The 25,289-nt window shown below is 71.1% G+C and carries 24 protein-coding genes; 11 read left to right on the top strand and 13 right to left on the bottom strand.

All coding sequences use genetic code 11. From position 1 onward, the window contains the following. Positions 1 to 337 precede the first annotated feature (337 nt). Positions 338 to 1,090: a trehalose-phosphatase gene (otsB, locus tag DK412_RS02605; protein WP_109970671.1), complete on the top strand. Its 753-nt coding sequence runs from the start codon at positions 338 to 340 to the stop codon at positions 1,088 to 1,090. A 69-nt stretch (positions 1,091 to 1,159) separates the two neighbouring features. Beyond that, entirely contained in the window at positions 1,160 to 1,582 is a 423-nt protein-coding gene (locus DK412_RS02600) for an FKBP-type peptidyl-prolyl cis-trans isomerase (RefSeq protein ID WP_109970670.1), read from the top strand. A 347-nt stretch (positions 1,583 to 1,929) separates the two neighbouring features. On the opposite strand, the gene DK412_RS02595 is transcribed toward DK412_RS02600, so the two are convergent. The 5 genes from DK412_RS02595 to DK412_RS02575 all read right to left on the bottom strand — a co-directional run bounded on the left by DK412_RS02595 (position 1,930) and on the right by DK412_RS02575 (position 7,312). Next, positions 1,930 to 2,652, bottom strand: coding sequence for an ABC transporter ATP-binding protein (locus tag DK412_RS02595; protein ID WP_109975018.1), 723 nt, complete (start codon positions 2,650 to 2,652; stop codon positions 1,930 to 1,932). Positions 2,653 to 2,666: 14 nt separating this feature from the next. Next, positions 2,667 to 3,473 (bottom strand): ABC transporter ATP-binding protein, encoded by an 807-nt coding sequence (locus DK412_RS02590; protein WP_245447395.1) that lies wholly within the window; start codon positions 3,471 to 3,473, stop codon positions 2,667 to 2,669. Continuing rightward, on the bottom strand, positions 3,470 to 4,798 hold the full coding sequence (locus DK412_RS02585) for a branched-chain amino acid ABC transporter permease (protein WP_109970669.1): 1,329 nt from the start codon (positions 4,796 to 4,798) through the stop codon (positions 3,470 to 3,472). Before DK412_RS02585 ends, DK412_RS02590 begins: the two co-directional genes overlap by 4 nt. Next, on the bottom strand, positions 4,795 to 5,748 hold the full coding sequence (locus DK412_RS02580) for a branched-chain amino acid ABC transporter permease (RefSeq protein WP_109970668.1): 954 nt from the start codon (positions 5,746 to 5,748) through the stop codon (positions 4,795 to 4,797). Before DK412_RS02580 ends, DK412_RS02585 begins: the two co-directional genes overlap by 4 nt. A gap of 325 nt (positions 5,749 to 6,073) precedes the next feature. Then, positions 6,074 to 7,312: a branched-chain amino acid ABC transporter substrate-binding protein gene (locus DK412_RS02575; protein ID WP_245447394.1), complete on the bottom strand. Its 1,239-nt coding sequence runs from the start codon at positions 7,310 to 7,312 to the stop codon at positions 6,074 to 6,076. A 229-nt stretch (positions 7,313 to 7,541) separates the two neighbouring features. Here DK412_RS02575 and DK412_RS02570 point away from each other — a divergent pair, with 229 nt between their 5' ends. Continuing rightward, a complete protein-coding gene (locus DK412_RS02570) occupies positions 7,542 to 8,366 on the top strand; it encodes an IclR family transcriptional regulator (protein WP_109970666.1) in 825 nt (274 codons plus the stop codon). Positions 8,367 to 8,370: 4 nt separating this feature from the next. On the opposite strand, the gene DK412_RS02565 is transcribed toward DK412_RS02570, so the two are convergent. Further along, positions 8,371 to 8,697, bottom strand: a complete 327-nt coding sequence (locus tag DK412_RS02565) for a hypothetical protein (RefSeq protein WP_109970665.1) — start codon at positions 8,695 to 8,697, stop codon at positions 8,371 to 8,373. Positions 8,698 to 8,802: 105 nt separating this feature from the next. Here DK412_RS02565 and DK412_RS02560 point away from each other — a divergent pair, with 105 nt between their 5' ends. Further along, entirely contained in the window at positions 8,803 to 9,705 is a 903-nt protein-coding gene (locus DK412_RS02560) for a diguanylate cyclase (protein WP_109975017.1), read from the top strand. A 2-nt stretch (positions 9,706 to 9,707) separates the two neighbouring features. On the opposite strand, the gene DK412_RS02555 is transcribed toward DK412_RS02560, so the two are convergent. Beyond that, on the bottom strand, positions 9,708 to 10,487 hold the full coding sequence (locus DK412_RS02555) for a helix-turn-helix transcriptional regulator (protein ID WP_109970664.1): 780 nt from the start codon (positions 10,485 to 10,487) through the stop codon (positions 9,708 to 9,710). A 109-nt stretch (positions 10,488 to 10,596) separates the two neighbouring features. Here DK412_RS02555 and DK412_RS02550 point away from each other — a divergent pair, with 109 nt between their 5' ends. The 3 genes from DK412_RS02550 to DK412_RS02540 all read left to right on the top strand — a co-directional run bounded on the left by DK412_RS02550 (position 10,597) and on the right by DK412_RS02540 (position 13,247). Further along, complete coding sequence (locus tag DK412_RS02550; RefSeq protein ID WP_109970663.1) at positions 10,597 to 11,688, top strand: zinc-binding alcohol dehydrogenase family protein; 1,092 nt, start codon at positions 10,597 to 10,599, stop codon at positions 11,686 to 11,688. Between the two features lie 163 nt (positions 11,689 to 11,851). Then, complete coding sequence (locus DK412_RS02545; protein ID WP_109970662.1) at positions 11,852 to 12,319, top strand: GNAT family N-acetyltransferase; 468 nt, start codon at positions 11,852 to 11,854, stop codon at positions 12,317 to 12,319. Between the two features lie 268 nt (positions 12,320 to 12,587). Beyond that, positions 12,588 to 13,247, top strand: a complete 660-nt coding sequence (locus DK412_RS02540) for a LuxR C-terminal-related transcriptional regulator (protein WP_109970661.1) — start codon at positions 12,588 to 12,590, stop codon at positions 13,245 to 13,247. 80 nt (positions 13,248 to 13,327) lie between these two features. On the opposite strand, the gene DK412_RS02535 is transcribed toward DK412_RS02540, so the two are convergent. Then, a complete protein-coding gene (locus DK412_RS02535; protein WP_109970660.1) occupies positions 13,328 to 14,563 on the bottom strand; it encodes a DNA topoisomerase IB in 1,236 nt (411 codons plus the stop codon). A 144-nt stretch (positions 14,564 to 14,707) separates the two neighbouring features. Between DK412_RS02535 and DK412_RS02530 the strand changes: the two genes are divergently transcribed. From DK412_RS02530 to DK412_RS02520, 3 genes are all read left to right on the top strand, one after another. Further along, positions 14,708 to 15,859 (top strand): glycosyltransferase family 4 protein, encoded by a 1,152-nt coding sequence (locus DK412_RS02530; protein WP_109970659.1) that lies wholly within the window; start codon positions 14,708 to 14,710, stop codon positions 15,857 to 15,859. Further along, entirely contained in the window at positions 15,859 to 16,506 is a 648-nt protein-coding gene (locus DK412_RS02525; RefSeq protein ID WP_109970658.1) for a methyltransferase, read from the top strand. Before DK412_RS02530 ends, DK412_RS02525 begins: the two co-directional genes overlap by 1 nt. 224 nt (positions 16,507 to 16,730) lie before the next feature. Then, on the top strand, positions 16,731 to 17,804 hold the full coding sequence (locus tag DK412_RS02520) for an acetylhydrolase (RefSeq protein WP_245447393.1): 1,074 nt from the start codon (positions 16,731 to 16,733) through the stop codon (positions 17,802 to 17,804). Positions 17,805 to 17,981: 177 nt separating this feature from the next. Here DK412_RS02520 and DK412_RS02515 read toward each other — a convergent pair whose 3' ends face one another. The 5 genes from DK412_RS02515 to DK412_RS02495 form a co-directional block, all read right to left on the bottom strand. Then, positions 17,982 to 18,824 (bottom strand): ABC transporter permease subunit, encoded by an 843-nt coding sequence (locus DK412_RS02515; protein ID WP_109970657.1) that lies wholly within the window; start codon positions 18,822 to 18,824, stop codon positions 17,982 to 17,984. Then, complete coding sequence (locus DK412_RS02510; RefSeq protein ID WP_109975015.1) at positions 18,821 to 19,678, bottom strand: sugar ABC transporter permease; 858 nt, start codon at positions 19,676 to 19,678, stop codon at positions 18,821 to 18,823. The genes DK412_RS02515 and DK412_RS02510 overlap by 4 nt, the downstream gene beginning before the upstream one ends. A 62-nt stretch (positions 19,679 to 19,740) precedes the next feature. Then, complete coding sequence (locus DK412_RS02505; protein WP_109970656.1) at positions 19,741 to 20,808, bottom strand: ABC transporter ATP-binding protein; 1,068 nt, start codon at positions 20,806 to 20,808, stop codon at positions 19,741 to 19,743. Positions 20,809 to 20,958: 150 nt separating this feature from the next. Beyond that, on the bottom strand, positions 20,959 to 22,134 hold the full coding sequence (locus DK412_RS02500) for an extracellular solute-binding protein (protein WP_109970655.1): 1,176 nt from the start codon (positions 22,132 to 22,134) through the stop codon (positions 20,959 to 20,961). Between the two features lie 323 nt (positions 22,135 to 22,457). Then, a complete protein-coding gene (locus DK412_RS02495; RefSeq protein WP_109970654.1) occupies positions 22,458 to 23,624 on the bottom strand; it encodes a patatin-like phospholipase family protein in 1,167 nt (388 codons plus the stop codon). A gap of 333 nt (positions 23,625 to 23,957) precedes the next feature. Between DK412_RS02495 and ispG the strand changes: the two genes are divergently transcribed. After that, complete coding sequence (ispG, locus tag DK412_RS02490) at positions 23,958 to 25,265, top strand: flavodoxin-dependent (E)-4-hydroxy-3-methylbut-2-enyl-diphosphate synthase (protein ID WP_109970653.1); 1,308 nt, start codon at positions 23,958 to 23,960, stop codon at positions 25,263 to 25,265. Positions 25,266 to 25,289: the final 24 nt, after the last annotated feature.

The raw sequence follows: 25,289 nt of genomic DNA, 5'->3' as shown, positions 1-25,289 counted from the left end.
AATCCCCGCGCCCGTGGCAAAGCCGGTCGGGTTCGGCCTGTGTCGGGGCCGCCGCCGCGGCACCGGGCGAGGCCCGGCCCGGCCCGATATCCACGCGAATCCTATGCGCCGTGCCGCCGCTTTGCTATGGCGGTTTCATCACTGCTAGGAATTTGCCCCCAGGACACGCCATCCGCCGCCCCGGCACCCCGGTGATCCGGCGGCACGATGCGGTCGTCCGGGCCCCTTCCCCCGCTTTGCCCCGCGGGTCCGGCCGCTATGTAGGCCTTCCGGAGCGCGGGCCAGCCGCGGCCCGCTCACCACGCCGGTCTCCGGCAGCGACGGGAGACGCGATCCCTTGACCGACACAGCCTACGCCCTCTTCCTCGACTTCGACGGCACCCTCGTCGAGATCGCGCCGCGCCCCGACGGCGTCGTGGTTCCCCCCGCCCTGCCGCCGGGGCTGGCGCGGCTGCGCACCCGCCTCGGCGGGGCGCTGGCCCTGGTGACCGGGCGGCCGATCGCCACCATCGACGGGTTCCTCGACCCGGAACGGTTCGACACCGCGGGCCTGCACGGCGTCGAGCAGCGCCGCGACGGCCGGATCCTCGGCGGCGATCCGGCGGCGCATCCCGCCCTGCGTGCGGGCGTCGCCACGCTGCAGCAGGCGACGGCGGACCTCGACGGCGTGCTGATCGAGGACAAGGGCTGCTCGGTCGCGGTGCATTGGCGCCTCGCCAACGCCGCCGACGCCGCCCGGGCGCAATCCGCGGCCGCGTCGGTCGCCGGCATCCTCGGCGAGGCCTACCGGCTGCAGCAGGGCAAGGCGGTGGCCGAGATCCTGCCCGCCAGCGCCACCAAGGGCCACGCCATCCGGGCCTTCCTGCGCGAGGCGCCCTATGCCGGCCGCCGGGCGATCTTCATCGGCGACGACCTCACCGACGAGAAGGCCTTCGTGCCGGTGAACGAGGATGGCGGGATTTCGATCCGGGTCGGGCCCGGCGAGACGGTCGCCCGCCACCGCCTCGCCGACCCGGCGGCGGTGCGGGCGCTGCTCATGGGCTGGGCCGAGGGCGGCACGATCGAGCCCGAGGCGCTGCCGCCGGCCTGATGGCCTGTCCGCCGGCCGGGCAATGCCCTAACTGGGGTCCCGACGTCACGCACAGGAACGATCCCGTCGATGCGCCGTTCGCCCTTCTACCTTGTCGGAGCCCTCACGATCGCCATGACCGCCTCAGCCTCCGCCGATTCGTTCGTCACCGCCCCGTCCGGTCTTCAGTACAAGGACACGGTCGCCGGCACCGGTCCGCAGCCGAAGACCGGCCAGACCGTCAACGTCCACTATACCGGCTGGCTCTACCAGGACGGCCAGAAGGGCAAGAAGTTCGACAGCTCGCTCGACCGCGGCCAGCCGCTGAGCTTCGCCGTCGGCACCGGCCAGGTCATCAAGGGCTGGGACGAGGGCCTCTCGACCATGAAGGTCGGCGGCAAGCGCACCCTGGTGATCCCGCCCGAGCTCGGCTACGGCGCCCGCGGCGCCGGCGGCGTGATCCCGCCGAACGCGACTCTGATGTTCGACGTGGAGTTGCTCGGCGTGCGCTGACACCTTCCATTGTCATCTCGGGGCCGCGACAGCGGAGACCGTAATGACGAGCAGGATGTCGGTTCGCGGACCGGATGAATCTCCGACTTCCGCTTGATCTGCGCGAATAGAAGTAGAGCGCGTCTCCCCTCTCCCGTGTGGGAGAGGGGCCGTGGGGATCGAAGATCCCGCGTGAGGGTGACACGTTTCAGTGTGAAGCGCTGAAGGTCGTGCTGGCAGCGGGACGGTTCAGCCTTTCCCTGAAGCGCGCCACCCTCGCGCGATCTTCGATCGCCCCTACCCCGCTCCCACACGGGAGAGGGGATCCCGCGCTTTATTTTGTCTGAACAGGTTGATCGGAAGTCGTATTACACCTCCAGCCACTCCCGCCGCACCGCCTCGTTGGCGGAGAGCGCCGCCGGCGTGCCCTCGAACACCACGTGGCCGTGGCCCATCACGTAGAGGCGCTGCGACAGCTTGAGGGCGATGGTCAGCTTCTGCTCGACCAGCAGCACCGACACGCCGCGGGCGGCGATCTCCCCGATCATCTCGGCGACGCGGGCGACCATCTGGGGCGAGAGCCCCTCCGTCGGCTCGTCGATCATGATGAGATCCGGGTCGCCCATCAGGGTGCGGCAGATCGTGAGCATCTGCTGCTCGCCGCCCGAGAGCACGCCGCCGGGCGTGTCGATCCGCTCCTCCAGGCGCGGAAACAGCCGGAAGATGTCGGCGTAGGACCAGCGCCCGCCGCGCTTCCCGCTCTTCTCGCCCAGCGCCAGGTTCTGGCGCACCGTGAGCTTGGGGAAGATCGCCCGCTCCTCCGGCACGTATCCGAGGCCCCGGCGGGCCACCGCGTAGGGTTTCAGGCCGGCGATCGGCTGGCCCTTGAAGCGGATCTGGCCGCGGGGCGGCACGTCGCCCATGATCGCCTTGAGGGTGGTGGAACGGCCCACCCCGTTGCGGCCGAGGATCGACACGATCTCCCCGGCCCCGACCCGGAAGCTCACCCCCTGGAGGATGTGGCTCTTGCCGTAATAGGCGTGGAGGTCCTCGACCTCGAGGAGGGGGGACGCGGCCGAGGCCGCCGGCATCGCGAGGGCGGCGCTCACGCGGCCTCCTCCCCGGTGGCGACGCCGAGATAGGCTTCCTGCACGGCGCGGTTCTCCCGGATGCGGGCGGGCGTGTCGGTGGCGATGATGCGGCCGTAGACCAGGACCGAGATGCGGTCGGCGAGCCCGAACACCACCGCCATGTCGTGCTCGACCATCAGCAGGGTGCGGCCCGTCGTGACCTCGCGGATCAGCTGGGTCGCGTGCTCGCTCTCGCTGTGGCTCATCCCGGCCATCGGCTCGTCGAGGAGGATGACCCGCGCGTCGCTCGCGATGGCGATGCCGATCTCGAGCGCCCGCTGCTCGGCATAGGCCAGCAGCCCCGCCGCCACGGAGGCGCGGTGGCCGAGGCGGATGCGGGAGAGGATCTCCTCCGTGCGCTCGGCGACGCCCGGCAGGCTCTCGACCCCGCGCCAGAAGGACGGGCCGTGGCCCATCGCCCGCAGCACCGCGCAGCGCACGTTCTCCCACACGCTGAGCTTGGGGAAGATGTTGGTGACCTGGAAGCTGCGGGCGAGGCCGGCCCGGTTGATCGCCGCCGGGCGCCAGCCGGTGATGTCCTGGCCCTCCAGCCGGATCGTGCCGCTCGTCGGCGCGAAGCGGCCGCTGATCAGGTGGAACAGGGTCGACTTGCCGGCGCCGTTCGGCCCGATGATGGCGTGGCGCTCGCCCACCGGCACGGAGAGGTCGACGCCGTTGATGATCTTGGCCGGGCCGAAGCTCTTGTTGACGCCGGACAACTCGATCGCGGGGCTGGGACCGACGGGATTCATGCTGACGGGATTCATGCTGACGGAATTCATGCCAGCTTCTCCTTGGCGGCGTCGGAGGCCTCGTGCCAGGCGGCCGCGACCCGGGGCAGCACGGTGCGCAAGGCCAGCCCGCCGCCGACCGCCATCGCGCCGGCGACGACCCAGGGCAGGACATGGGCGGCGTCGAAGGGAATGCCGACGAGGCTCATCTCGGTGCCGTCGCTCGCCTTGACCAGCACCCGGAACGCCATCTCGATCACCGCGATGAGGCCGGCCAGCATGACCAGGAAGGGACCCAGAGCCAGGAGGTAGGCCGGCAGCAGCCGGTGGGCGGTGCCGGCGCGCAGGAGCGGCCCGTGCATCAGGGCGAGGCCGGCGATGCCGCCGGGGGCGAACATCACGATGGCGATGAACAGAAGCCCGAAATAGAGCTGCCAGACCTCCGTCAGGTCGCTGAGCGAGACCTGGAGCAGCGTCACCACCACCGCGCCGACGACCGGGCCGACGAAAGTGCCGATGCCGCCGATGAAGGTCGCGAGCAGCACCACGCCCGACTGGTGCACGCCGAGATAGGCCGAGTTGGCGATCTCGAAGTTGATGCCCGCGAGAGCACCGGCCACGCCGGCGAACAGTGCCGAGAGGCAGAAGGCGGTGATGCGGATCGATTGCGGCTCGTAGCCGAGGAACTCGACCCGCTCCGGGTTCTCCCGCACGGCATTGCACAGGCGCCCGAGCGGCGTGCGGGTGATCGCGTACATCGCGATCGCGCAGATCAGGCACCAGGCGGCGATGAGGTAATAGACCTGGATCTGCGGCCCGAAATTGAGGTCGAACAGGCGCAGCATCTTGGTCCGGTTCGCCGTGATGCCCTCCTCGCCGCCGAAGAAGCTGTGCAGGATGTGCGAGCCGGACGAGACCAGCTCGGCGATGCCGAGGGAGATCATGGCGAAGACGGTGCCGGCGCGCCGCGTCGAGATGACCCCGAACAGGATCCCGAAGGCGAGGCCCGCGAGCCCCCCGACCACCGGCATCAGCGGCAGCGGGATGGGCAGGCGCAAGGACGCCACGAGGTTCATCGCGTGGACGGTGAAGAAGGCGCCGAGCCCGTAATAGACCGCGTGGCCGAAGGACAGGAGACCGGTCTGCCCGAGCAGCATGTTGTAGGACAGGGAGAACACCACCATGATGCCCATCAGGCTCATCATGGTCAGCGCCGTGCCGCTGGTGAAGACGAGGGGCGCCGCGACCAGGATCGCGGCGGCGGCGAGCCAGGGCAGGACCTGGGCGGCGAGGCTCGCACCCCGCGGGCGGATCGACGGGCGGGCGGCGGCCTGCGCGAAGGACCCGGACGGCGCGATGTCGGCAAGGTCGCTCATGCTTCGCGGTTCCCGAGCAGGCCGGTCGGCCGCGCGATCAGCACGAGGACCAGCAGGAGGTAGGGGATGATCGGCCCGACCTGGGCGATCGTCACGTTCCAGAGGTCGCCCAGCACGCCGCCCGACGGCGCGGCGTCGATGCCGATCGCCTGGAACACGCTGGCGACCGAGACGTCGAGCGAGATCGCGAAGGTCTGGACCAGCCCGATCAGCAGCGAGGCCGCGAAGGCGCCGGTGAGCGAGCCGAGGCCGCCCACCACCACGACCACGAACAGGATCGGCCCGAGCAGGCCCGCCATGTTGGCCTGCGTCACCAAAGCCGGCCCGGCGATGACGCCGGCCACCGCCGCGAGCCCGGTACCGACGCCGAAGACCAGCATGAACACCTTCGGCACGTCGTGGCCGAGCATCGCCACCATGTTGGGATGGGTCAGCGCCGCCTGGATGATCAGCCCGACCCGGGTGCGCGTCAGGGCGACGAGCAGGGCGATGAAGATCGCCACCGAGATCACCAGCATGAACAGCTTGTAGGCCGGGTAGTTGGTGCCGAACACCGTGAAGGCCGGGAAGTCGAGGATCGCCGGCACCCGGTAATCGACCGGCAGCTTGCCCCAGACCATCTGCACCACCTCCTCGATCACGTAGGCGAGGCCGAAGGTGAAGAGGAGTTCCGGCACGTGGCCGTGGCGGTGGACGTTGCGCAGGCCGTAGCGCTCGACGAGCGCCCCGATCCCGCCGACCACCAGCGGCGCGGCGACGAGGCCGATCCAGAATCCGGTGAACTTGCTGATCTGGTAGCCGAAGAATGCGCCCAGCATGTAGAAGCTGGCATGGGCGAAGTTGAGCACGCCCATCATGCTGAAGATGAGGGTGAGGCCGCTCGCCATCAGGAAGAGCAGCATCCCGTAGAGCACGCCGTTCAGCGTCGAGACGATGAGGAGTTCGAGCACGCGGGGGCTCCTGCCGGTGCGGGGCGCCGAAGGGGCGGGGCCCGGCAAGGGGCACTCGCCGCGGCCTCAAGACTTGATCAACCCCGCCCTTTCCCGGACGACTGAAGCGTCAGCGGAAAGAGATCCGGGATCCAGCGTTAAAAGTCGCGAAGCGTCCGTTTGTCTGCAACGGTGCAAAGAGAGAGCCGCTTCGCGGCACTTCTCTCCTGGATCCCGGATCTCCTTCCGCTTCGCTCCAGTCGTCCGGGAAAGGGCCGTTCAGCTCATGTCGTTCGCGACGCGTGATGCGGCACCCCATATCTCGTGGGACGCCGCCCACTTCGCCTCAGCTCGGCCGATCCATCTTGCAGGTGGTCGGCAGCAGGGTGTCCTTCGCCTCGACCACGCCGTCGCCGGTCCAGCCCCAGCCGGTATTCTCGCTGTCGAGAACCTTCGACGTGTCGACCGGCCCGAAGCGCGAGATGTAGATCGGCTGGAAGATCTGGTGGTCGTCCGGGCGGATGAAGCTGTCCTTGCCGTAGAGCGTGTCCTGGTGGATCGAATCCATCGCCTTGGCGATCGCCTTCGGGTCGGTCGACTTGGCGGCCAGCGTCGCCTTGGCCAGGATGTTCATCAGGTTGACCACCCGCGGGTAGGTCAGCTCCTGGCCGGTCTTGGCGCGGAAGGCGGTCTCAAAGTCGTGGCCGGGCTTGTAGTCGATGTTGGCGTAGCCCTCGGAGATCTGGAAGACCCGGTCGGGGAGGTTCGCCTGCTTGATCGCCGTCGGACCGCCGCTGCCGCCGCCGTAATAGGTGTAGAAGTGGGCCGGCAGCCCGGCATCGCCAGCGGCCTTGAGCAGCAGGGCCATGTCCTGTGCCCAGTTGCCGGTGATCACCGTGTCGGCGCCCGAGGCCTTGATCTTGGCGATGTAGGGCGAGAAGTCGTTGACCTTCTGCAGCGGCGCCACCTCGTCGCCGACGATCTGGATGTCGGGCCGCTTCTCCTTCAGCATCGCCCGGGCGGCGGCGCGCACCGCCTGGCCGTGCGAGTAGTCCTGGTTGATCAGGTAGACCTTCTTGATCTCCGGCTTGCCCTTGATGTAGTTGGTCAGAGCCTGCATCTTGATGTCGGAATTGGCGTCGAACCGGAAGTGCCAGTAATTGCACTTGGCGTTCGTCAGCGCCGGATCGACCGCGGCGTAGTTGAGATAGATGATCTCTTTGCCGGGATTGCGATCGTTGTACTTGCCGACGAAGTCGATCAGCGCGGCGCCGACCGAGGAGCCGTTACCCTGCACCACCACCCTGGCGCCGGAATCGATCGCCTTCTGGAGCTGGACCAGGCTCTCCTGCGGGTTGAGCTTGTTGTCGTAGCCCATCACCTCGAGCTTCAGGTCCGGGTTCTTGGCGTTGATCTGCTCGGCCATGAACTGGAAGGTCTTGAGCCCGGCCTCGCCGGTGCTGGCCCCGCCGCCGGAGAGCGGATCGACGAAGGCGATCTTCAGGCTCATCGGCGCGGCGAGCGCGGTCGAGGCCGCCAGGGCCACGAGGCCGGCGGCCGTGATGCGCGCGAGGGTCTTGACCAAGGCGTCCTCCTGGAATGGCGTTCCATCGTTCTTGGGGCGCGCCGCGTTCGGCGTCGCCGACGGGTCCTCGCCCGCCTTGGGCAGACACTGCCTCCGCGTCCGGGACGGGTCAAGACGCGAAATGACGATCCGCATCGCGAAACATGTTGCCGATCCGGCGCCGGATCGGCACCCTAGGGCGGCCCGGGACGAGCACCAGACGAACAGGGCGCGGGAGGGAGGCGGCAGCATGGCACAGGCGGTGGCGGCACGCGCCGGCGCGATCACGCAGGACATCGTGGAGCCGGAGGACGGCGACCGGCAATTCGTCACCGCGCTCGCCCGCGGCCTGCAGGTCCTGCGCGCCTTCCGGGACGCGGCCGAGATGCTGGGCAACCGCGAGATCGCGGCCCGCACCGGCCTGCCGAAGCCGACCGTCTCGCGCCTGACCCACACGCTGCTCTCCCTCGGCTACCTGGTGCACGACCCGGAGGGGGAGCGCTACGGCCTGGGGCCGGCGGTGCTGGCGCTGAGCGCCGCCTTCCTGCGCCAGAATTCGTTCCCGCAGATGGTGAAGCCGTTCCTGCAGGATCTCGCCACCGCGGTGCAGGCCCACGTGGCCCTCGGCCTCCTCGACGGGCTGTCGAGCGTCTACGTCCAGCTCTGGCGCGGCCAGGGCCAGCGCATCGTCCTGTCGAGCGAGGTCGGCTACCGCCTGCCGCTCGCCCGCAGCGCCATGGGCATGGCGACGCTGACGAGCCTCGGCGAGGCGGAGCGCACCGCGCTCATGACCCGCCTGCGCCGCGACGGGACGGATGCGGCCCGCCTCGACCAGACCTATCGCCGCTGCGCCGACGAGATCGCCCGGCACGGCTTCTGCGTCGGGGTCGGCATCTGGCACCAGGACATCAACGCCGTCGCGGCGCCGATCCACGCCCCCGGCGGGCGCGGCCGCTTCGCGCTCAACATCAGCGGCCCGGCCTTCCTGCTCACCGAGGAGGTCCTGCGCAAGGACACCGGCCCGAAGCTGATGGAGACGATCGGGCGCATGCGCGCGCTCGGGATCGTCGATTGACGGATCACTCGCTCGCGAGCCCGGCGAACCACTCCGCATAGGGCGTGTTGCGGGCGAGGTGCCGGTTGAAGTCCGGCGCCCCGTCCGTCCACCAGGGCGGGCCGCGCTCGCCGAGGCCGTGCTTGGCCGCATCGACGGCGGCCCTCGCCGCGGAGAGCGCCGCCCCGCCCTCCCCCTTCGCGGCGCGCACCGCGCGGCGGGCCCGCATCAGGTCCTGCACCAGGGCTTCGCGCACGCCATCCGGCAGGCCCGGATTCGCGCGGCGCCAGAGCCGCCCGCGCACCACGATGTAGCGCCCGTCCGGCGTGGTCGGCACGGTCTTCTCCGGCATCACCGTAAGCCCCGCGATTGCGCGCCGCGCCTTGAGGCGACGTTAAACCTTCGCGCGCAACCTCGTCGCGGGAAGCGGGAGTTGGTCCTCCTGCCGGGGGGCGCCATGCACATCGTCGTCGTCGATCCGAGCCGGGTGGTGCTCAAGGTCATCAGCGGGCTCCTGACCCCCCGCGGGCACACCGTGGACACGTTCACGGATTCGCGCGAGGCCCTCGATTTCATCACCGACAACGCGTCGGTCACCGCGATGATCACCAGCCTCGAGGTCCGCCCCTTGAGCGGCCTCGAACTGTGCTGGTCGGCCCGCCTCCTCGCGGACGCGCACCGGCCGCTCTACATCATCACCATGTCGTCGGCCCGCAACGCCCGCAACCTGGCGGAGGCGCTCGACAGCGGCTCGGACGACTTCATCGACAAGCCGCCGGGCCCGGAGGAGCTCTATGCCCGCCTGCGAGCGGCCGAGCGGATGACCGGGATGCAGCGCGAGCTGATCCGGCTGGCCGAGGCCGACGCGCTGACCGGGCTCCTCAACCGTCGCGCCTTCCTGCAGCGGGTCGGCGACGTCGCCGACCGGGCCGGCGCCCATGGCCGGCTGTCGATGATCCTCGTCGACGTCGACCACTTCAAGGCCCTCAACGACCAGCACGGCCACGAGCTCGGCGACACGGCGATCCGCGGCGTCGCCGGCGAGCTGCTGACCGAGGCCGGCGGCATCGCCGGGCGCATCGGCGGCGAGGAATTCGCCCTGGCGCTCCCCGGGCGCACCCTGGAGGAGGCCGAGGCCGCCGCCGGGCGCCTGCGGCTGCGCTGCACGCAGCTGCGCTTCAAGGGCCAGCGCGGCCCGGTGCAGCTCACCGCGAGCTTCGGCGTCAGCACCTGGTCGGAGGGCGAGACCGTCGGCGGCCTGCTCAAGCGCGCCGACATCGCCCTCTACGAGGCCAAGAGCACGGGGCGCAACCGGGTCGTCTCGGCGGCCACCGACCTGATCCTGGCGCGGGCGGGATAGCCTCAGGGTTCCGCGGGCGCGTAGATCGCGAGCTTGAGCGCGGGATCGCCGGTCGCCTGGAAGGTCGCGTAGTCGAAGACGAGCCGGCCGCGCCCCGGATGGTGCAGCACCTTGCGCCCGCCGCCCCCGCCGCGCACCTCGTGCGCGCGCCACCACCCGGGGAAGAGCGGGCAGCCCTCGGTGAGGCGGCCGAGGAGATCGAGGAACGCCGGATCGGCCGCCGAGAGGTCGTGGACGGCGCGGAACTGCGCCACCATACGCTGCGCCTCCTGCGCCCAGGCCGGCCCGAACAGGGCCCGCGCCCGAGCGTCGGTCAGGACGAAGTGGAGGATGTTGCGCTCCCCCTCGGCGAGGTCGTCGAAGCCGAACAGGTCGGCGGCGGCCTGGTTCCAGGCCAGCAGATCCCAGCGCCGGCCGGTGACGTAGGCCGGCTGCGGCAGGCCGCGGACGAGGCGGGCGATCGTCGGCGGCACCACCTCGCGCATGAAGGCCGACGGCCGGCCGCGGCGGGCCAGGGCGCGCAGATGCGCGTGCTCGGCCTCGCTCAGGCACAGCGCCCGAGCGAGGGCATCGATCGTGGCGGCCGATGGGCCGACGTCGCGCCCCTGCTCCAGGCGCACGTACCAGTCGATGCCGATGCCGGCCCGCTCGGCGACCTCCTCGCGGCGCAGGCCCGGGGTCCGGCGCCGCCGCAGGGACGGGATCGCCAGGCGGGCCGGATCGAGCTGCTCGCGGCGCGAGCGCAGGAAGTCGCCGAACGCCTTCTGCCGGGGATCGCTCATCCGTACCTCCCGCGCGACGGTGGGTCTCCTCAATCCCAGGATAATACCAGGCCTTCCGGCCCCCGTCTCAGGCGCCATCCTCCGCGCATCCCGCAGAGGAGGCGAAGAGATGAAGGCTGCCGTGCTCAAGGCGTTCGGGTCGCCGCTGGTCGTCGCGGAGGTCCCGGACCCGGTGATCGGGACGGGCGAGGTGGTCGTCGACGTCGCGGCCGCTCCGGTGCTGCCCTATACCGGCGAGGTCCTGTCCGGGGCGCGCCGCTACCTGCTGCCGGCGCCGGTCATTCCCGGCTGCGGGGCGGTCGGCCGGGTGCGCGCGATCGGCCCCGACGCGACGAAGCTCGCGGTCGGCGACTGGGTGTTCTGCGACCCGACCGTGCGTTCGCGCGACGACGCCGCCATGCCGGACATCGTGCTCCAGGGCTGGAGCGCCCGGGGCGAGGGCGGGCAGAGGCTCCAGGCCTACCACCGGGACGGCGCCTTCGCCGAGCGGGTGCGGGTGCCGACCGAGAACGCGATCCGCATCGGCCCGATCGCCGAGGCGCAGGCCGGGCACTGGTGCGCGCTCAACACCCTGCTGGTTCCCTATGGCGGCCTCTTGGCGGCGAACCTCCGGGCCGGCGAGACGCTGCTGGTGAGCGGCGCGACCGGCCATTTCGGCAGCGCCGCCGTCGCGGCCGGCCTCGCCATGGGGGCGGCCTGCGTGGTCGCCCCGGGCCGCAACGAGCGGATCCTCGCCGATCTCGTCCGGCGCTTCGGCGCCCGGATCCGTCCGGTGACGCTGACCGGCGACGAGGCGGCGGACCGGGCCCGCATGATGGCCGCCGCACCCGGCCCGATCGATTGCGTGCTCGACATCCTGCCGCCCTCTGCCGCCGCGACGGTGGTGCGGGCGGCGGTGATGAGCGTGCGCCCCTACGGGCGGGTGGTGCTGATGGGCGGCGTCGGCATGCTCGGCGGGGACGACCTGGCGCTGCCGTACCCGTGGATCATGCGCAACGACATCACGGTGCGGGGCCAATGGATGTACCCGCCGGACGCGGTCGGGCGGATGGCCGGGCTCGTCCGCGCCGGGCTGCTGCGCCTGGAGGAATACGCCGTGACGGCGTTCCCGCTCGAGGAGGCGAACGCGGCCGTCGCCCACGCGGCGGCGCAGGGCGGGCCGTTCCGCCAGACCGTGCTCAGGGTCGGGGAGCCCGGCTGATCGCCCGGCCGGACCATCGGACCGTTCCGGCCGCGGCCGAACCCGGCTACCCTCAGCGGACGAAGCGTTGTCAGGCCAGCGCTTCGTCCGCTGAGGTTCTTGTTTTGTCGCAGATTTTTTTTCGCAAAACCGGCAACCGCTGTTGCGCAATCCCCTGGGCGTCATGACGACGGCCGTGACCATCCGGGTCGAGACACCCCTGCAGGACGACGTGCCGGCGCTGCTGTCGCTGGCGGATGCCGTGGCGGCGCGGCTCTATCCGGACGCGCCGCGCCGCCCGATCACACCCGAGAGCCTGGCGGTACCGGGAACTCACCTCCTCGTGGCGCGCGTCGCCACCGAAGCGGTCGGCCTCTGCGCGGTGATCGAGCGCGGCGACGGTATGGTCGAGCTGAAGCGCCTGATCGTCGCCGCGCAGGCGCGCGGGCGCGGCGTCGGATCCGCCCTGGCGCGGGGCGCCGAGGCGCAGGCCCGGGGGCTCGGCGCCCGGGTGATCGTGCTCGAAGTCGGCATCCGCAACGAGGAGGCACAGGCGCTCTACCGCCGCGCGGGCTTCACGCCCCGCGGACCGTTCCCGCCCTGCCGCGCGCTTCCGGTCAGCCCGTTCCTGGAGCGCGCCGTCCCGGCTTGACCCAATGCGGGAAAGTACCGAGGCCCGCGTTCCAAACTGGACCGGACGCCCGGGCCCCGCCGCTCCCCCGCGCGGCTCCCCGAGCTCCGAGATTCGCGACATCCTGCCGCGGAGTCGGTCTACCTAGGCACTTCTCCCCTCGGGCGCACCCTTGCAAAGGCCCGCAGCCGGACGGGACACGCCCGCGGCCGCCGACGTGGAACGGAGATTGATCAGTCTCCTCCATGGACACCGCGCCTGTATCGCGCTGGGACGGAGGGCAAGCGGCATGAGTGACGCCGTGAAGGTTCTGATCATCAACGAGCCGTCGGATCTCGGCACCGCCTTCCGGGCGACGCTGGAACACACCCCGACCTTGCGGACGGTGGGCGAGGAGGAGCTGCGGGACTCCGGCTCGACTTGCGTCGTCCTCGCCTTCGCGCCCGAATACGATCCGGCGGCGGTGGCGTCCTTGCGCGAGCGGGCGCCGGACGTCCGGATCCTGGTCGCGTTCCAGGCCGCCGACGCGGCCGAGATCGGCCGGTACGCGGCCGCGGGGGCCGACGCCTTCGTGGCCCGCTGCGCGGCGCCGCGCGACATCTGCACGACGATCCTGGCGCTGGCCCACGACCTGCCGCTGCACGAGGGCGAGGCCGAGACCCAGGACCCAGAAGCGGTGGCCGAGAGCCTGGGGCTCACCCCGCGGGAGGCCGAGGTGCTGCGCTTCCTCTCGGCCGGCTTCAGCAACAAGGAGGTGGCACGCCGCCTCACGGTGAGCGTGCGCACGGTCGAGACCCACCGGCTCAACCTGCGCCGCAAGACCAAGACCGGACGGCTCAAGGACCTGGTGCAGCTCGCCCGGCAGATCGGCCTGGCGCCGGTGCTCGAGGGCGAGGCCCGGCCGCTGCGGCGCATCAACCACGAGGCGCATCGCGTCGTCCCCCATTGAGGGACGGCGCGGGATCGGGCGGTCCTCCTCTGGGACCGTCTCTCGGGACCGTCCCTTGGGACCGCCCTGTATCGGCCGGATCAGGCAGCCTTGCGCGACGCCACCTTGCTGGAGCGCGCCGAGGCGGCCGAGGAGGTCTTTCCCTCCTTGGCCGAGCGCGTCTTGCCCGGCTCCGTCCCCGTCTTGCGTCCCTTGAGGGGCCCGGCCGCGGTCTTCGCCGCCTGCTCGACCTTGGCGAGACGCCCCCGGAGCAGGCCGAGCACCGCCGTCTCCTCCGGCCGCAGGGACGCGATGTCCTCGCGCAGAGCCGCCTCGACCTCGTCCTTGACCTGGAGCAGCAGCTCGCCCTCGAGGTAGCAGCCCAGGATCTCCGGGTGGATGTAGCACTTGCGGCAGATCGTCGGCGTGTTGCCGAGCCGCTCGGCCACCCGCTCGATCGCCTCCCGGACGTTGCGCTTCGCCTTGGCCTCGCTGTCGAAGGCCTCGAACTCGCGCAGAGCCATCGCGGCCAGCACCGTACCGGACCAGGTCCGAAAGTCCTTGGCGGTGATGTCGCGGCCGGTGATCTCGCGCAGGTAAGCGTTCACGTCGGCCGAGGTCACGTCGCGCTGCTCGCCGTCCTCGTCGAGGTACTGGAACAGCTCCTGGCCCGGCAGGTCCTGGCAGGCCTTGACGATCTTCGCCACCCGGCGGTCGTGGACCGCGAGCTCCCAGACCTTGTTGCTCTTGCCCTTGAAGCGGAACTTCAGCTCCCTGCCCTCGATCGTTACGTGCGGGTCGCGCAGGGTGGTGAGGCCGTAGCTCTTGTTCTGCTTGGCGTAGTCGTCGTTGCCGACCCGGATCAGGGTGGTCTCGAGCAGGTGCACCACCGTCGCCAGCACCTTCTCGCGCGGCAGCCCGCGCCGGCCCATATGCTCCTCGACCGTCGCGCGGAGACCCGGCAGCACCTCGGCGAAGGTCATCATGTGGGCGAACTTGGTGCTCTCCCGGGCCTGGCGGAACTCCGGGTGGTAACGGTACTGCTTGCGGCCGCGGGCGTCGCGCCCCGTCGCCTGGATGTGGCCGTTGGCGTGGCGGCAGATCCACACGTCGGTATAGGCCGGCGGGATCGCGAGCGATCGGATCCGCGCCAGAACTGCTTCGTCCCGCACCTTCGCGCCCTTGCCGTCGACATAGGCGAAGCCGCGGCCGTTGCGCTTGCGGCGATAGCCCGGCTCCTCGTCGCTGACGTAGCGAAGGCCCGCCTCGCGGGCGGCGTCGCGGGTGTCGACGCGATCCTCGGCGGCCGATTCCGCCATCTCGGGATCCGACAGCATGGGCTTCACGACCTCACGGGTTCCGGTCGGACTCAACCGGCGCGAGCCCGTCCCGGTTCCTACGGGCGCGGAGTATGGCCCGGCGGTATCCCGGCGCCGCGCCAGGCTGTAGGGAGGGCGTGACCTCGAGCGGGAGAGACGACGGTGCAGCCACAGGACGCGGGCGGAGAGGGACGACGGCCGCACGTCGCCTTCGTGGTCACCGAGGACTGGTTCTTCGCCTCGCACTTCCTGCCGATGGCCCGCGCCGCGGTGGCGGCCGGGCACACCGTCTCGGTCGTCACCCGGGTGCGGGCGCATCGCGAAACCATCGCCGCCACCGGCGCCCGGGTGGTGGCGCTCGAGGCCGAGCGGTCGAGCCTCAACCCGATGGCGGCGGGCTACGCCGCAGGCCAGCTCGCCGGGATCCTGAAAGAGCTCAAGGCCGACATCGTCCACTGCATCGCGCTGCGCGGCATCCTGATCGGCGGGACGGCGGCCCTGCTCGCCGGCATCCCGTCGCGGGTCTATGCGCTCACCGGCCTCGGGCTGATCGGCGCCCGCCAGGACCGGACGGGGCGCCTCGCCCGCACCGCGCTGCGGCTCCTGATCCGCGGCCCGCTCGAGACCGCCCGCACCCGCTACCTGTTCGAGAACCCGGACGACGCGCGGCTCCTCGGCCTCGACCCGGACAGCCCGAAGGTCGCGGTGGTCGGCGGCGCCGGCATCGACCCCGAGGTCTGGGTGCCGAGCGCCCTGCCGCCGCAGCCGCCGCTGCGGATCGCGCTCACCGCCCGGATGCTGTGGTCGAAGGGGATCGACACGGCCGTGGAGGCCGCCCGTCTCGCCCGGGCCGAGGGCGCGACTCTCGAACTCGCCCTCCACGGCGCGCCCGACCCGTCGAACCGCCGCGCCATCCCGGAAGCCACGTTGCGCGAATGGTCGCGCGACGGAATCGTCTGGCACGGCCCCACCGACGACGTCGCCGGCGCCCTCGCCCGCGCCCACGTCGCCTGCCTGCCCTCGCGCGGGGGCGAAGGCCTGCCGCGGGCGCTCCTGGAGGCCGCCGCGAGCGGCCGGGCGATCCTCACCACCGACGTGCCGGGCTGCCGGACCCTGGTGCGGGACGGGATCGAGGGGCTGGTCGTGCCGCGGGACGACCCGAAGGCCCTCGCCGCCGCGATGGTGCGGCTCGCCGCCGATCCCGCCCTCGTCGCCCGGATGGGAGCGGCGGCCCGCGCCCGGGTCATCACCGGCGGCTTCACCGAGGCCGCCGTGACGGCCCAGGTCCTGCGCCTCTACGAGGAGCTCGCCTGATGGATCCGGTCGACTTCGTCCGCGCCCATACCGCTTTGCGCCCGGTGCCGCACGCGCCCGCGATCCGCCTGCACGTCGCCGACGAGGCGACGGAGCTGTGGGGCCGCACCGAGGAGGAACTCGGCGAGATCGGCCTGCCGCCGCCGTTCTGGGCCTTCGCCTGGGCCGGGGGCCAAGCGCTCGCCGCCTACGTGCTGGAGAATCCCAGGACCGTGGCTGGCGCCCGGGTGCTCGATTTCGCCTCCGGCTCCGGCCTCGTCGCCATCGCGGCGGCGATGGCGGGTGCGGCCTCGGTCGAGGCGAGCGATCTCGATCCCTTCGCCCTCGCGGCGATCGGCCTCAACGCGGCCGAGAACGGCGTCGCGGAGCGCATCGCCGCGACGGGCGCCGACCTCATCGGCCGCGACGAGGGCTGGGACTGCGTACTCGCCGCCGACATCTTCTACGAGCGCGACCTCGCCGCCCGGGTCGGCGACTGGCTGGCGGGCCTGCACGCCCGCGGCGCCCGGGTGCTGCTCGGCGATCCCGGCCGGGCCTACCTGCCGAAGGACCGGCTGGAGTCCCTCGCGACCTACGCGGTGCCGGTGACCCGGGCGCTGGAGGATGCCGAGATCAAGCGGACGGGGGTGTGGCGGTTCCGGGGGTAGGACCGGCGGCTCGGGTCGGAGCCTGACCGGTTCGGCGACGGGAGGGGCTGCTTTTTCGACCCCATTCGCACCTTCAACGGCAGCGTCTCGAGTGTCCGCAAGGGACCGCGATCCAGGCTCGTGACCGTGCGAGGGAACACAGACGACCGAGCCCACCCGCGTCAAACCGTAGCCATACGGTTCCGGCCGGTGCGATCCGACAGCCGGGCTCCTGCGAGACATCCATGGCCATCGTCGACGCCACTCCATCCCAGCCGCTCACCTCCGCCGGGACCGCCACCCGCGGCCTCGACCGCCGCCGCTTCGGCGCCATGGTGCTGGCGGCCGGTGCCGGAAGCCTGCTCCCAGGACGGCCGGCCCTGGCGCTGCCGGCGTCCGACGAGGCTCAGGTGATCGACTTCGAATGGGTCGACACGGCCCGCGACCGTGTGGTGCCGGCCCGGCTCTACTGGCCGGCCGCCTCGACCCGGACGGGTCCGGTCCCGCTGATCGTCTTCTCCCACGGGCTCGGCGGCTCCCGGAAGGGCTACAGCTACCTCGGCGAGGGATGGTCGGCACGCGGTGTCGCCAGCCTGCACATCCAGCACGTCGGCAGCGACGAGACGCTGTGGCAGGGCAACCCCCTGTTGCTCCTCGACCGCCTCGGCGACGCGGCGGACGAGCGCGAGGCCATCGAACGGACGCGGGACGTGAGCTTCGGCCTCGACCGCCTGCTGCAGCGCGACAGCCCCTTCCATTCCGCCATCGACCGCAAGCGCATCGTCGCGGCCGGGCACTCCTTCGGGGCGAACACGACCCTGATCCTCACCGGCGCCCAGGTGATCCGCGACGGGAGACCCTTGGGTTTCCGGGACCCGCGGTTCACGGCGAGCATCGTGATCTCGGCGCCGCCCTTCTACGGCGAGACCGACCTCGCGGCGGTCCTCGCTTCGGTCGACGTCCCGACGCTCCATGTCACCACGACGGAGGACACGATCCGCATCCCGGGCCGCTATTCGCCCGTCCAGGACCGCATCGACGTCTACGCGGCGATCCCGACTCCCCGGAAGGCCCTGGTCGTGTTCCAGGGCGGTCCGCACAACGTCTTCACCGACCGCTCCCTGCGGAACGGCGGGCCGCTGAACCCCCTGGTGAAGCGGGCCACCGCCGAGGTCGGGCTCGCCTTCCTCGACTTGGTCCACAAGTCCGATCCCACCCCCCTCGAAGACTGGAGCGCGACCTGGAAGCCGATCCTGGCCGCGGCGCCGACGCCGTTCCAGGTCGGCACGCGGCGATCGGGCCGGAAGCGACGCGCCTGAGGGTCGGCGGCGTCGAGACGGGAATGCCCGCGGCCCCTGACCGACGGCTCTCAGCACGTTGCCGGCAACCGATACTCGGGACCGTCCGCCTTCCGCCCGGTCCGGACCCTCGCACGGACGAGTCGATCGGGTTCGTCCCCGAAGCCTCGCCTGGATCAGATGCTCGGGTCGCCCCCCTCAATGCGCCCCCTGCTGCTTCGCCCTTGCGACGATCTGCGTCGGATTGACGAAGCGCAGCGCGATCACCAGCCAGACCAGCGTGACGGCCATGTAGACCACCGCCATCGCGTCGATCGACTGCCCGGCCCGTACGCCGGCGGCGAAGACCGCGTAGTAGAGCGCCACGACGAGCGTCTGGCTCGTCGGCCCGGCGACCAGGAAGGTCAGCTCGAACATCGCGATGGTGCGCACCAGCACCAGCAGCAGGGCGGCCAGGATGCCGGGGATGAGGAGCGGCAGCAGCACCCGCAGGAAGAGCTGGCGGGTGCCGGCGCCGAAGACCCGGGCCGCCGCCTCGATGCGCGGGTCGATCTGTTCGATGAACGGGATCATCACCAGCACCACGAAGGGCACGCTCGGCACGAGGTTGGCCAGAACCACGCCCCACAGCGTGCCGGCGAGCCCCGCCTGGTAGAGCACGGTGGCGAGCGGGATGCCGTAGGTGATCGGCGGCACGAGCAGCGGCAGCAGGAAGACCAGCATCACCAGCCGCTTGCCCGGGAAGTCGCGGCGCGCCAGCGCGTAGGCCGCCGTGACCCCGAGGAGCCCGGAGAGGAAGACCACCAGGAACACCACCTGGAGCGTCACCACCAGCACGTCGCCGAGCTGGAACTCGTCCCAGGCCGCGGCATACCAGCGGGTGGTGAAGCCGAGGGGCAGCCAGGTGCCGAGCCAGCGCGTGGCGAAGGAGTTGAGCACCACCGCGGCGATCATCGCCAGGAGGTTGAGGCAGAACAGCAGCGTGACGGACCAGACCGCCATCCGCCACAGGCGCGAGCCGAGGCCGGTGTCGCGGATCATCCCTTGGTGCCTCCGACCGGGCCGGTATAGAGGAGCGTGCGGCCCCAGAGCAGCAGCCCCACGATGGCGAGCTGGACCGCCGCCATGATCATCGCGATCGCCGAGGCCAGCGAGTAGTCGTACTCCTCGAACGCCGCCTGGTAGGCCGCGATCGAGATCACCCGCGTCGCGCCCGCCGGCGCGCCGAGCAGCACCGCGGACGGAAATACGGAAAAAGCCTGGACGAAGGACAGGCAGAAGGTCACGGCGAGGCCGGGCAGGATCAGCGGCAGGATGACCTTCGTGAAGCGCTGCCAGGCATTGGCGCCGTGGGTCGCCGCCGCCTGCTCCAGCGCCGGATCGATGCCGGTGACCGAGGAGAGCGTCAGCAGGAACGCGAACGGGAAGCCGGTGATGAGGAGCGAGGCGAACACGCCCCAGTAGTTGTTGGTGAGCTTGAGCGGACCGCCGATCAGACCGAGCCAGACCAGCGAGCGGTTGAACCAGCCTTGAGGCCCGAGGAAGTTGAGCAGGCCCTCGGCCACCAGCACCGTGCCCAGCGTGATCGGCAGGACCAGGATGGTGGTGAGCAGGCGCTGGCGCCGCATCAGCCGCACGCGGAGCGCGATCGGCACCGCCAGCGCCAGGTTGAGCAGCGTGACGGGCAGCGCGAGGCGCAAGGTGGCGCCGATGGTGTCGTAGAGGAACGGGTCGGAGAAGAAGCGGGCGTAGTTCGCCCACCAGGCCCCGGCCTTCGGCTGCAGCGACAGGACGAGGCCGTAGGCGAAGGGGTAGACGAACAGGCCGAGGATCGCCAGCAGCGCCGGCAGCACCAGGAGCGTGGTGCCGTCGAGGCCCCGGGCGGCGAGCCGCACCGAGAGGGGCGGCGTCTCGGCCCGGGGCGCCGTCGGGGCGGCCGTGGGAAGCGAGGCCGAGGTCACGCGGCCTCCCCGGGAAACACCAGGACCCGGGGCGAGGCGGCGGCGAGGCGCAAGGTCTCGTCCTGCGCCACCGACCGGTCGGAACGGAAGAACAGCTCGGTCCCGTCCTGCGCCACCGCGGTGCCGAAGAAGGCCCGGCCGCGATACTCGATGCTGGCGACCCGGACCGGCACCCCCTCGGAGGCCGGCGTCAGGTCCTCCGGGCGGATCGCCGCGACGGCGGGCGCGCCGGGGCTGATGCTCTCGCGCAGGGTGCCGGCGAGGCGGGTGCCGCAGACCTCGACCTCGGCCCGCGCGCCGTCCACCGCGACCGCCCGGCCGCGCAGGCGATTGCGGTAGCCCATGAAGTCGGCGACGTCGGGATGAGCCGGGCGCTCGTAGAGATCCTCCGGCGTGCCGACCTGGCGGATGCGCCCGTCGCGCATCACCACGATCCGGTCGGCCATCGACAGGGCCTCGTCCTGGTCGTGGGTGACGTAGATCGTGGTCGAGCCGATGGCGTCGTGGATGCGGCGGATCTCGGCCCGCATCTCCAGGCGCAGCTTGGCGTCGAGGTTCGACAGCGGCTCGTCCATCAGCACCACCGGCGGCTCGATCACGATCGCCCGGGCGATGGCGACGCGCTGCTGCTGGCCGCCGGACATCTGGCCCGGGAGCTTGGCGGCTTGCGATTGCAGCCGCACCAGCGCCAGCGCGTCGTCGACCCGGCGCGCGGCCTCTTGGCCCTTCACACCCCGCATGGCGAGGCCGAAGCCGACATTCTTCGCCACGTTCATGTGCGGGAAGAGCGCGTAGCTCTGAAAGACCATGCCGAAGCCGCGCTCCTCGGGCTTCAGCCGGTCGATGCGGCGCTCGCCGAGATGGATCGACCCGCCGGTGAGCGGCAGGAGCCCGGCGATGCAGTTGAGCGCCGTCGACTTGCCGCAACCGGACGGCCCGAGGAGGGCGATGAACTCGCCGCCCCGGATCGTCAAATCGAGCCCGTCGAGGGCGGTCATCGCGCCGAACCGGCGGCTCAGGCCGCTCAGCCGCAGGTCCTGCGGCGCCTCGTGATGGCGTGCCATCCGCTTCCTCTCCTCCCGCGGGACCTCTTTCGGGCTCCGGCGCGGTGCTAGAGCGCTTCACGATCGCTCCGCAATCGCGAAGCTTCTCTAGGTCTTTGGTTTTGCCGCATTGTCTGCGACGAACCGGTATCCACTTCGTCGGAAAATGCTCTAGCGCTTCTTGCCGGAGCCGACCTGCTCGTCCCAGCGGCGGAAGGCCACCACCAGCTTGTCGGGATCGAGCGGCATCTCGATCGGGTGCTCGGCGATCATCCGGTCGTATTCCGGCCGGCCGAATTCCTTGATCGCCGCGCGGCTCTCCGGCGGGGCCATGTCGAGGGTGACGCCCTTCACGGCCGGGCCGGGATAGAAGTAGCCCTCGTCGTAGGTGTAGGCCTGCTGCGCCGGCTGGAGCAGGAAGGCCATCAGGTCGAGGATGACGGCGAGCTTCTCGTCCGGCACGCCCTTCGGCACCGCCATGTAATGAGCGTCCGCGACCCAGCGGAAGTTCTTCAGCGTGCCGACCTTGGCCTCGGCCGGCACCACGCCGAGGACCCGCGGGTTGATGTCCCAGCCGGTGGTCGAGACGATGATGTCGCGGCTGCCCTCGCCGAGCTCCTTCATCGTCTGCGAGGTCCCACCCGGGTAGTAATCGACGGTCTCCCCGATAGCCCGCAGGTAGTCCCAGGTCTTGTCCCAGCCCTTGTCCGGATCGGTCGGATCCTTGTCGCCGAGGATGTAGGGCAGGCCCATGATCCAGGTGCGGCCGGGGCCGGAATTGGCCGGGCGGGCATACATGAACTTGCCCTTGTTCTGGCGCGCCCAGGCCAGAAGCTCCTCGGCGCTCGTCGGCACCGTCTTCACCCGCTCGGGCATGTACTCGATCAGCGGCCCGGACGGGTACCAGGCGACGCACAGGCCCTGGCCCTGCGCCAGGCCGTTCAGCCGGAGCGCCGCGGGCTGGTAGATGTCGTCGGGCTTCGGCAGCTGGCCGGCGTGGGGCTTGAGATCGACCCAGAGCTTCTGCTCGATGCCGGTGGCGATGCCGTCGGTGCCGGTGAGCACGAGGTCGATGTCGACCCGGCCGGCGGCCTGCTGCGCCTTGAGCTTCGAGGGCAGCTCCGGAGCCGGCGCCTTGGTGAAGGCGAAGCGCGAGACGATGCCGGGCTTCGCGCGGCGATAGGCCTCGATCGCCTTCTGGGTCAGCGCCAGGTTGCCGGCGACGTCGACCACCGTGACGACGACCGGCGATTTCGGCAGGGCCAGCTCGGCCCGGGCCCGGCCCGTGAGAGCGAACCCCGCTCCGGCCGCGAGCCCCGCGACCGCGTTGCGGCGTGTGATCGTCATGTTTCCCCCGTTTTCCGTCTGGGCTCTGCCGGCCCTCGATCGGCCACGGATCGCTCCGCGCTTTCCATCCATTGGTGCACTAATATTTTAGCGCGTCAAGTCTAACGGGGGGAAGGGCTGGACGCGCCTGCGAGAACCCTCCCCCTCTGCGGGGAGGGTGGCCCCTGCGTCAGCAGGGGTCGGGAGAGGGGACGACGCTTCCGAAAATGACTGAACCGTTCTGACAGGCGCCGACCTGGATCGGCGTCGCGCTGCCCCTCTCCCGGCCTGCTCCGCAGGCCACCCTCCCCCGCGGAGGGGGAGGGCTCAGGAGGGGTCGCGCCTCAGGTATACATCGCCTTCAGGTCCAGCGTGCTCTCGCGCCCGACCGCGTCGTAGTTCTCCGCCAGCCACGCCTTCGCGGCGTCCCGCCCGGCATCGCGCAGGTGGAGGAAGAACGGCCACTGCGCCGTCAGCCGCGAGGAGGCCGAGGCGTCGTCGAGCGCCGAGCCGCTGCCGTCGATGCGGTGGAGCAGCACCTGCTTGTAGGCGTTCGAGCGCCCGAGCACGCCGTCGGTGATCAGGTCGTCGACGAAGTCGATCGCCCGCAATTCGCGCAGCAGGTTGGCGTTGAAGGTGATCTCGTTGAGCCGGTCGCGGATCTCGGCCGGGCTGCGCGGTGTCTCGCGGCGCTCGACCGGGTTGATCTGGACGAGCAGGATGTCGGGCGAGCGGGCGCCGTGATAGAGCGGGTAGAGCGGCGGGTTGCCGAGATAGCCGCCGTCCCAGTGCGGCACCCCGTCGATCTCCACCGCCTGGAACACCGTCGGCAGGCAGGCCGAGGCCATGACGTGGTCGGCCGTGAGGTCGGGCCGCTCGAACACCGCGAGCTTGCCGGTCCAGACGTTGGTGGCCGAGATGAACAGGTCGGCCGGCCCGTCCCGGCGCAAAGCCTCGAAATCCACCGTGTCGGAGAGCGCCCGCTTCAGCGGATTGATGTTGAGCGGATTGGTCGCGTACGGGCTGGCGACGGCGTTCCAGAACGCCCCGACCGGGGTCTTCTTCCAGAAGCTCATCACCCCGTCGACGAAGGTCTGCTGCGCCTGCGGCAGGTCGGCGTCGAGGCTGACCTCGCGCCAGAACGCCTCCAGGCGCTCTCGCGCGCCGTCGGGACCGCCGCGCAGCCAGCCGTCGACCATCACGACGGCGTTCATGGCGCCGGCGCTGGCCCCGGTGATCGCCTCGAAGGCGAGGCGGCCGTCCTCGATCAGGGCGTCGAGCACGCCCCAGGTGAAGGCGCCGTGGGCGCCGCCGCCCTGGAGCGCGAGCGCGATCGGCTTCTCGGCCCGGGGCCCGACGAGGCCGCGCCCGAGCGGTCCGGAGGCTGCCTGACGCGAGCCGGCGGAGTCCGGGAGAGTGCCGCAGGCGGCACGGCCGGCGATGTCGGGAGCCGCGTCGGGGACTGTCGCCCCGCGGGACTCCGCTTGCTGGGGTAGGGTCGTGTCCGTCATGTCCCGGGATGTGGTGTGCTGCATTGCAAAAGCAAATGGTGCGCCGCAACGTCGCGCCGGGTGGCCCTGCGTCACGCGCTTGACGCGTCGGATCGTCACCCTCAGCTAAGACGGTGCTCCAGGCCGGGATAATCCCGTCGGTGGCGCTCCCGGGAAGGGTTTGGCAAGGATGTCGCAGCATTCCGGGACCAGCCGGTCCGGGCCGTCGATCGCGGCCGCCGTCTTCAGCGGAACGAAGCGATTTCCACCCCGCCCGGAAATGCTCTAGACGGTTGTCACGCCGCGACTGAAGCGACCCTCAAGACTCTAGCGAACGACCCCCGAAGGTATCCGATGGAAGCCATGGAAGCCCTCGCCGCGACCGCCCCGGCGGACGCCGCTCCCGAGATCGCCGGCCCGAGCCCCCGGCACCGCACCGTCGGCGTCCGGATCGGCGAGGGCGAGGGCGCGGTGGTGATGGGCGGCGGCGCCCCGATCGTCGTGCAGTCGATGACCAACACCGACACGGCCGACATCGACGCCACGGTGGCACAGGTCGCGGCCCTCGCCCGGGCCGGCTCCGAGGTCGTGCGCATCACCGTCGACCGCGACGAGGCGGCGTCCGCCGTGCCGAAGATCCGCGAGCGGCTCGACCGCATCGGCGTCCACGTCCCGCTCGTCGGCGACTTCCACTATATCGGCCACAAGCTCCTCACCGACCATCCGGCCTGCGCCGAGGCGCTGGCGAAGTACCGGATCAACCCGGGCAATGTCGGCTTCAAGGAGAAGAAGGACCTGCAGTTCGGCACCATCGTCGAGCAGGCCGCCCGCTACGGCAAGGCCGTGCGCATCGGCGCCAACTGGGGCTCTCTCGACGAGGCGCTCCTCACCCACATGATGGACGAGAACGCCAACTCGGCCCGTCCGCGCGACGCCCGCGCGGTGATGCGCGAGGCGATGGTGCAATCCGCCCTCCTCTCCGCCGACCGGGCGGTGGAGATCGGCCTGCCGAAGGAACGCATCGTGCTCTCGGCCAAGGTCTCGGCCGTGCAGGACCTGATCGCAGTCTACCGCGAGGTGGCGCGGCGCTCGGACTACGCCATCCATCTCGGCCTGACCGAGGCCGGCATGGGCACCAAGGGCATCGTGGCGGCCTCCGCGGCGATCGGCGTGCTGCTCCAGGAGGGCATCGGCGACACGATCCGCTACTCCCTGACCCCGGAGCCGGGCGGCGACCGCACCGTCGAGGTGAAGGTGGCCCAGGAGCTGCTCCAGACGATGGGCTTCCGCACCTTCGTGCCGCTCGTCGCCGCCTGCCCGGGCTGCGGCCGCACCACCTCGACGGTGTTCCAGGAGCTGGCGCGCGACATCCAGAACTGGATCACCACCTCGATGCCCGAGTGGCGCAGGACCTATCCGGGCGTCGAAGGCCTGAACGTCGCCGTGATGGGCTGCATCGTCAACGGTCCGGGCGAGTCGAAGCACGCCGATATCGGCATCTCGCTCCCCGGCACCGGCGAGACCCCGACCGCCCCGGTCTTCATCGACGGCAAGAAGGCGATGACCCTGCGCGGTCCGACGCTCGCCAAGGACTTCGAGGGCATCGTGATCGACTACATCGAGCGCCGCTTCGGCCAAGGTCGCCGCAGCGCCGCCGAATGACGCATGAGCGCGGGGTGAAGGCCG

It is taken from the genome of Methylobacterium sp. 17Sr1-1, from assembly GCF_003173775.1.
In the GTDB taxonomy this organism is placed as follows: Bacteria; Pseudomonadota; Alphaproteobacteria; order Rhizobiales; family Beijerinckiaceae; genus Methylobacterium.
Note: the sequence above shows the minus strand (reverse complement) of the source record. Positions and strands in the feature narration are given on the sequence as shown.

Coding starts and splice junctions, on each gene's coding strand:
- DK412_RS02535 (WP_109970660.1), bottom strand. CDS start 14,563: ATGCTGTCGGATCCCGAGATGGCGGAATCGGCCGCCGAGGATCGCGTC.
- DK412_RS02555 (WP_109970664.1), bottom strand. CDS start 10,487: ATGAGCGATCCCCGGCAGAAGGCGTTCGGCGACTTCCTGCGCTCGCGC.
- DK412_RS02500 (WP_109970655.1), bottom strand. CDS start 22,134: ATGACGATCACACGCCGCAACGCGGTCGCGGGGCTCGCGGCCGGAGCG.
- DK412_RS02600 (WP_109970670.1), top strand. CDS start 1,160: ATGCGCCGTTCGCCCTTCTACCTTGTCGGAGCCCTCACGATCGCCATG.
- DK412_RS02550 (WP_109970663.1), top strand. CDS start 10,597: ATGAAGGCTGCCGTGCTCAAGGCGTTCGGGTCGCCGCTGGTCGTCGCG.
- DK412_RS02525 (WP_109970658.1), top strand. CDS start 15,859: ATGGATCCGGTCGACTTCGTCCGCGCCCATACCGCTTTGCGCCCGGTG.
- DK412_RS02545 (WP_109970662.1), top strand. CDS start 11,852: ATGACGACGGCCGTGACCATCCGGGTCGAGACACCCCTGCAGGACGAC.
- DK412_RS02515 (WP_109970657.1), bottom strand. CDS start 18,824: ATGATCCGCGACACCGGCCTCGGCTCGCGCCTGTGGCGGATGGCGGTC.
- DK412_RS02595 (WP_109975018.1), bottom strand. CDS start 2,652: ATGCCGGCGGCCTCGGCCGCGTCCCCCCTCCTCGAGGTCGAGGACCTC.
- DK412_RS02565 (WP_109970665.1), bottom strand. CDS start 8,697: ATGCCGGAGAAGACCGTGCCGACCACGCCGGACGGGCGCTACATCGTG.
- DK412_RS02505 (WP_109970656.1), bottom strand. CDS start 20,808: ATGGCACGCCATCACGAGGCGCCGCAGGACCTGCGGCTGAGCGGCCTG.
- DK412_RS02570 (WP_109970666.1), top strand. CDS start 7,542: ATGGCACAGGCGGTGGCGGCACGCGCCGGCGCGATCACGCAGGACATC.
- DK412_RS02540 (WP_109970661.1), top strand. CDS start 12,588: ATGAGTGACGCCGTGAAGGTTCTGATCATCAACGAGCCGTCGGATCTC.
- DK412_RS02590 (WP_245447395.1), bottom strand. CDS start 3,473: ATGAATTCCGTCAGCATGAATCCCGTCAGCATGAATCCCGTCGGTCCC.
- DK412_RS02495 (WP_109970654.1), bottom strand. CDS start 23,624: ATGACGGACACGACCCTACCCCAGCAAGCGGAGTCCCGCGGGGCGACA.
- DK412_RS02585 (WP_109970669.1), bottom strand. CDS start 4,798: ATGAGCGACCTTGCCGACATCGCGCCGTCCGGGTCCTTCGCGCAGGCC.
- DK412_RS02560 (WP_109975017.1), top strand. CDS start 8,803: ATGCACATCGTCGTCGTCGATCCGAGCCGGGTGGTGCTCAAGGTCATC.
- DK412_RS02520 (WP_245447393.1), top strand. CDS start 16,731: ATGGCCATCGTCGACGCCACTCCATCCCAGCCGCTCACCTCCGCCGGG.
- ispG (WP_109970653.1), top strand. CDS start 23,958: ATGGAAGCCATGGAAGCCCTCGCCGCGACCGCCCCGGCGGACGCCGCT.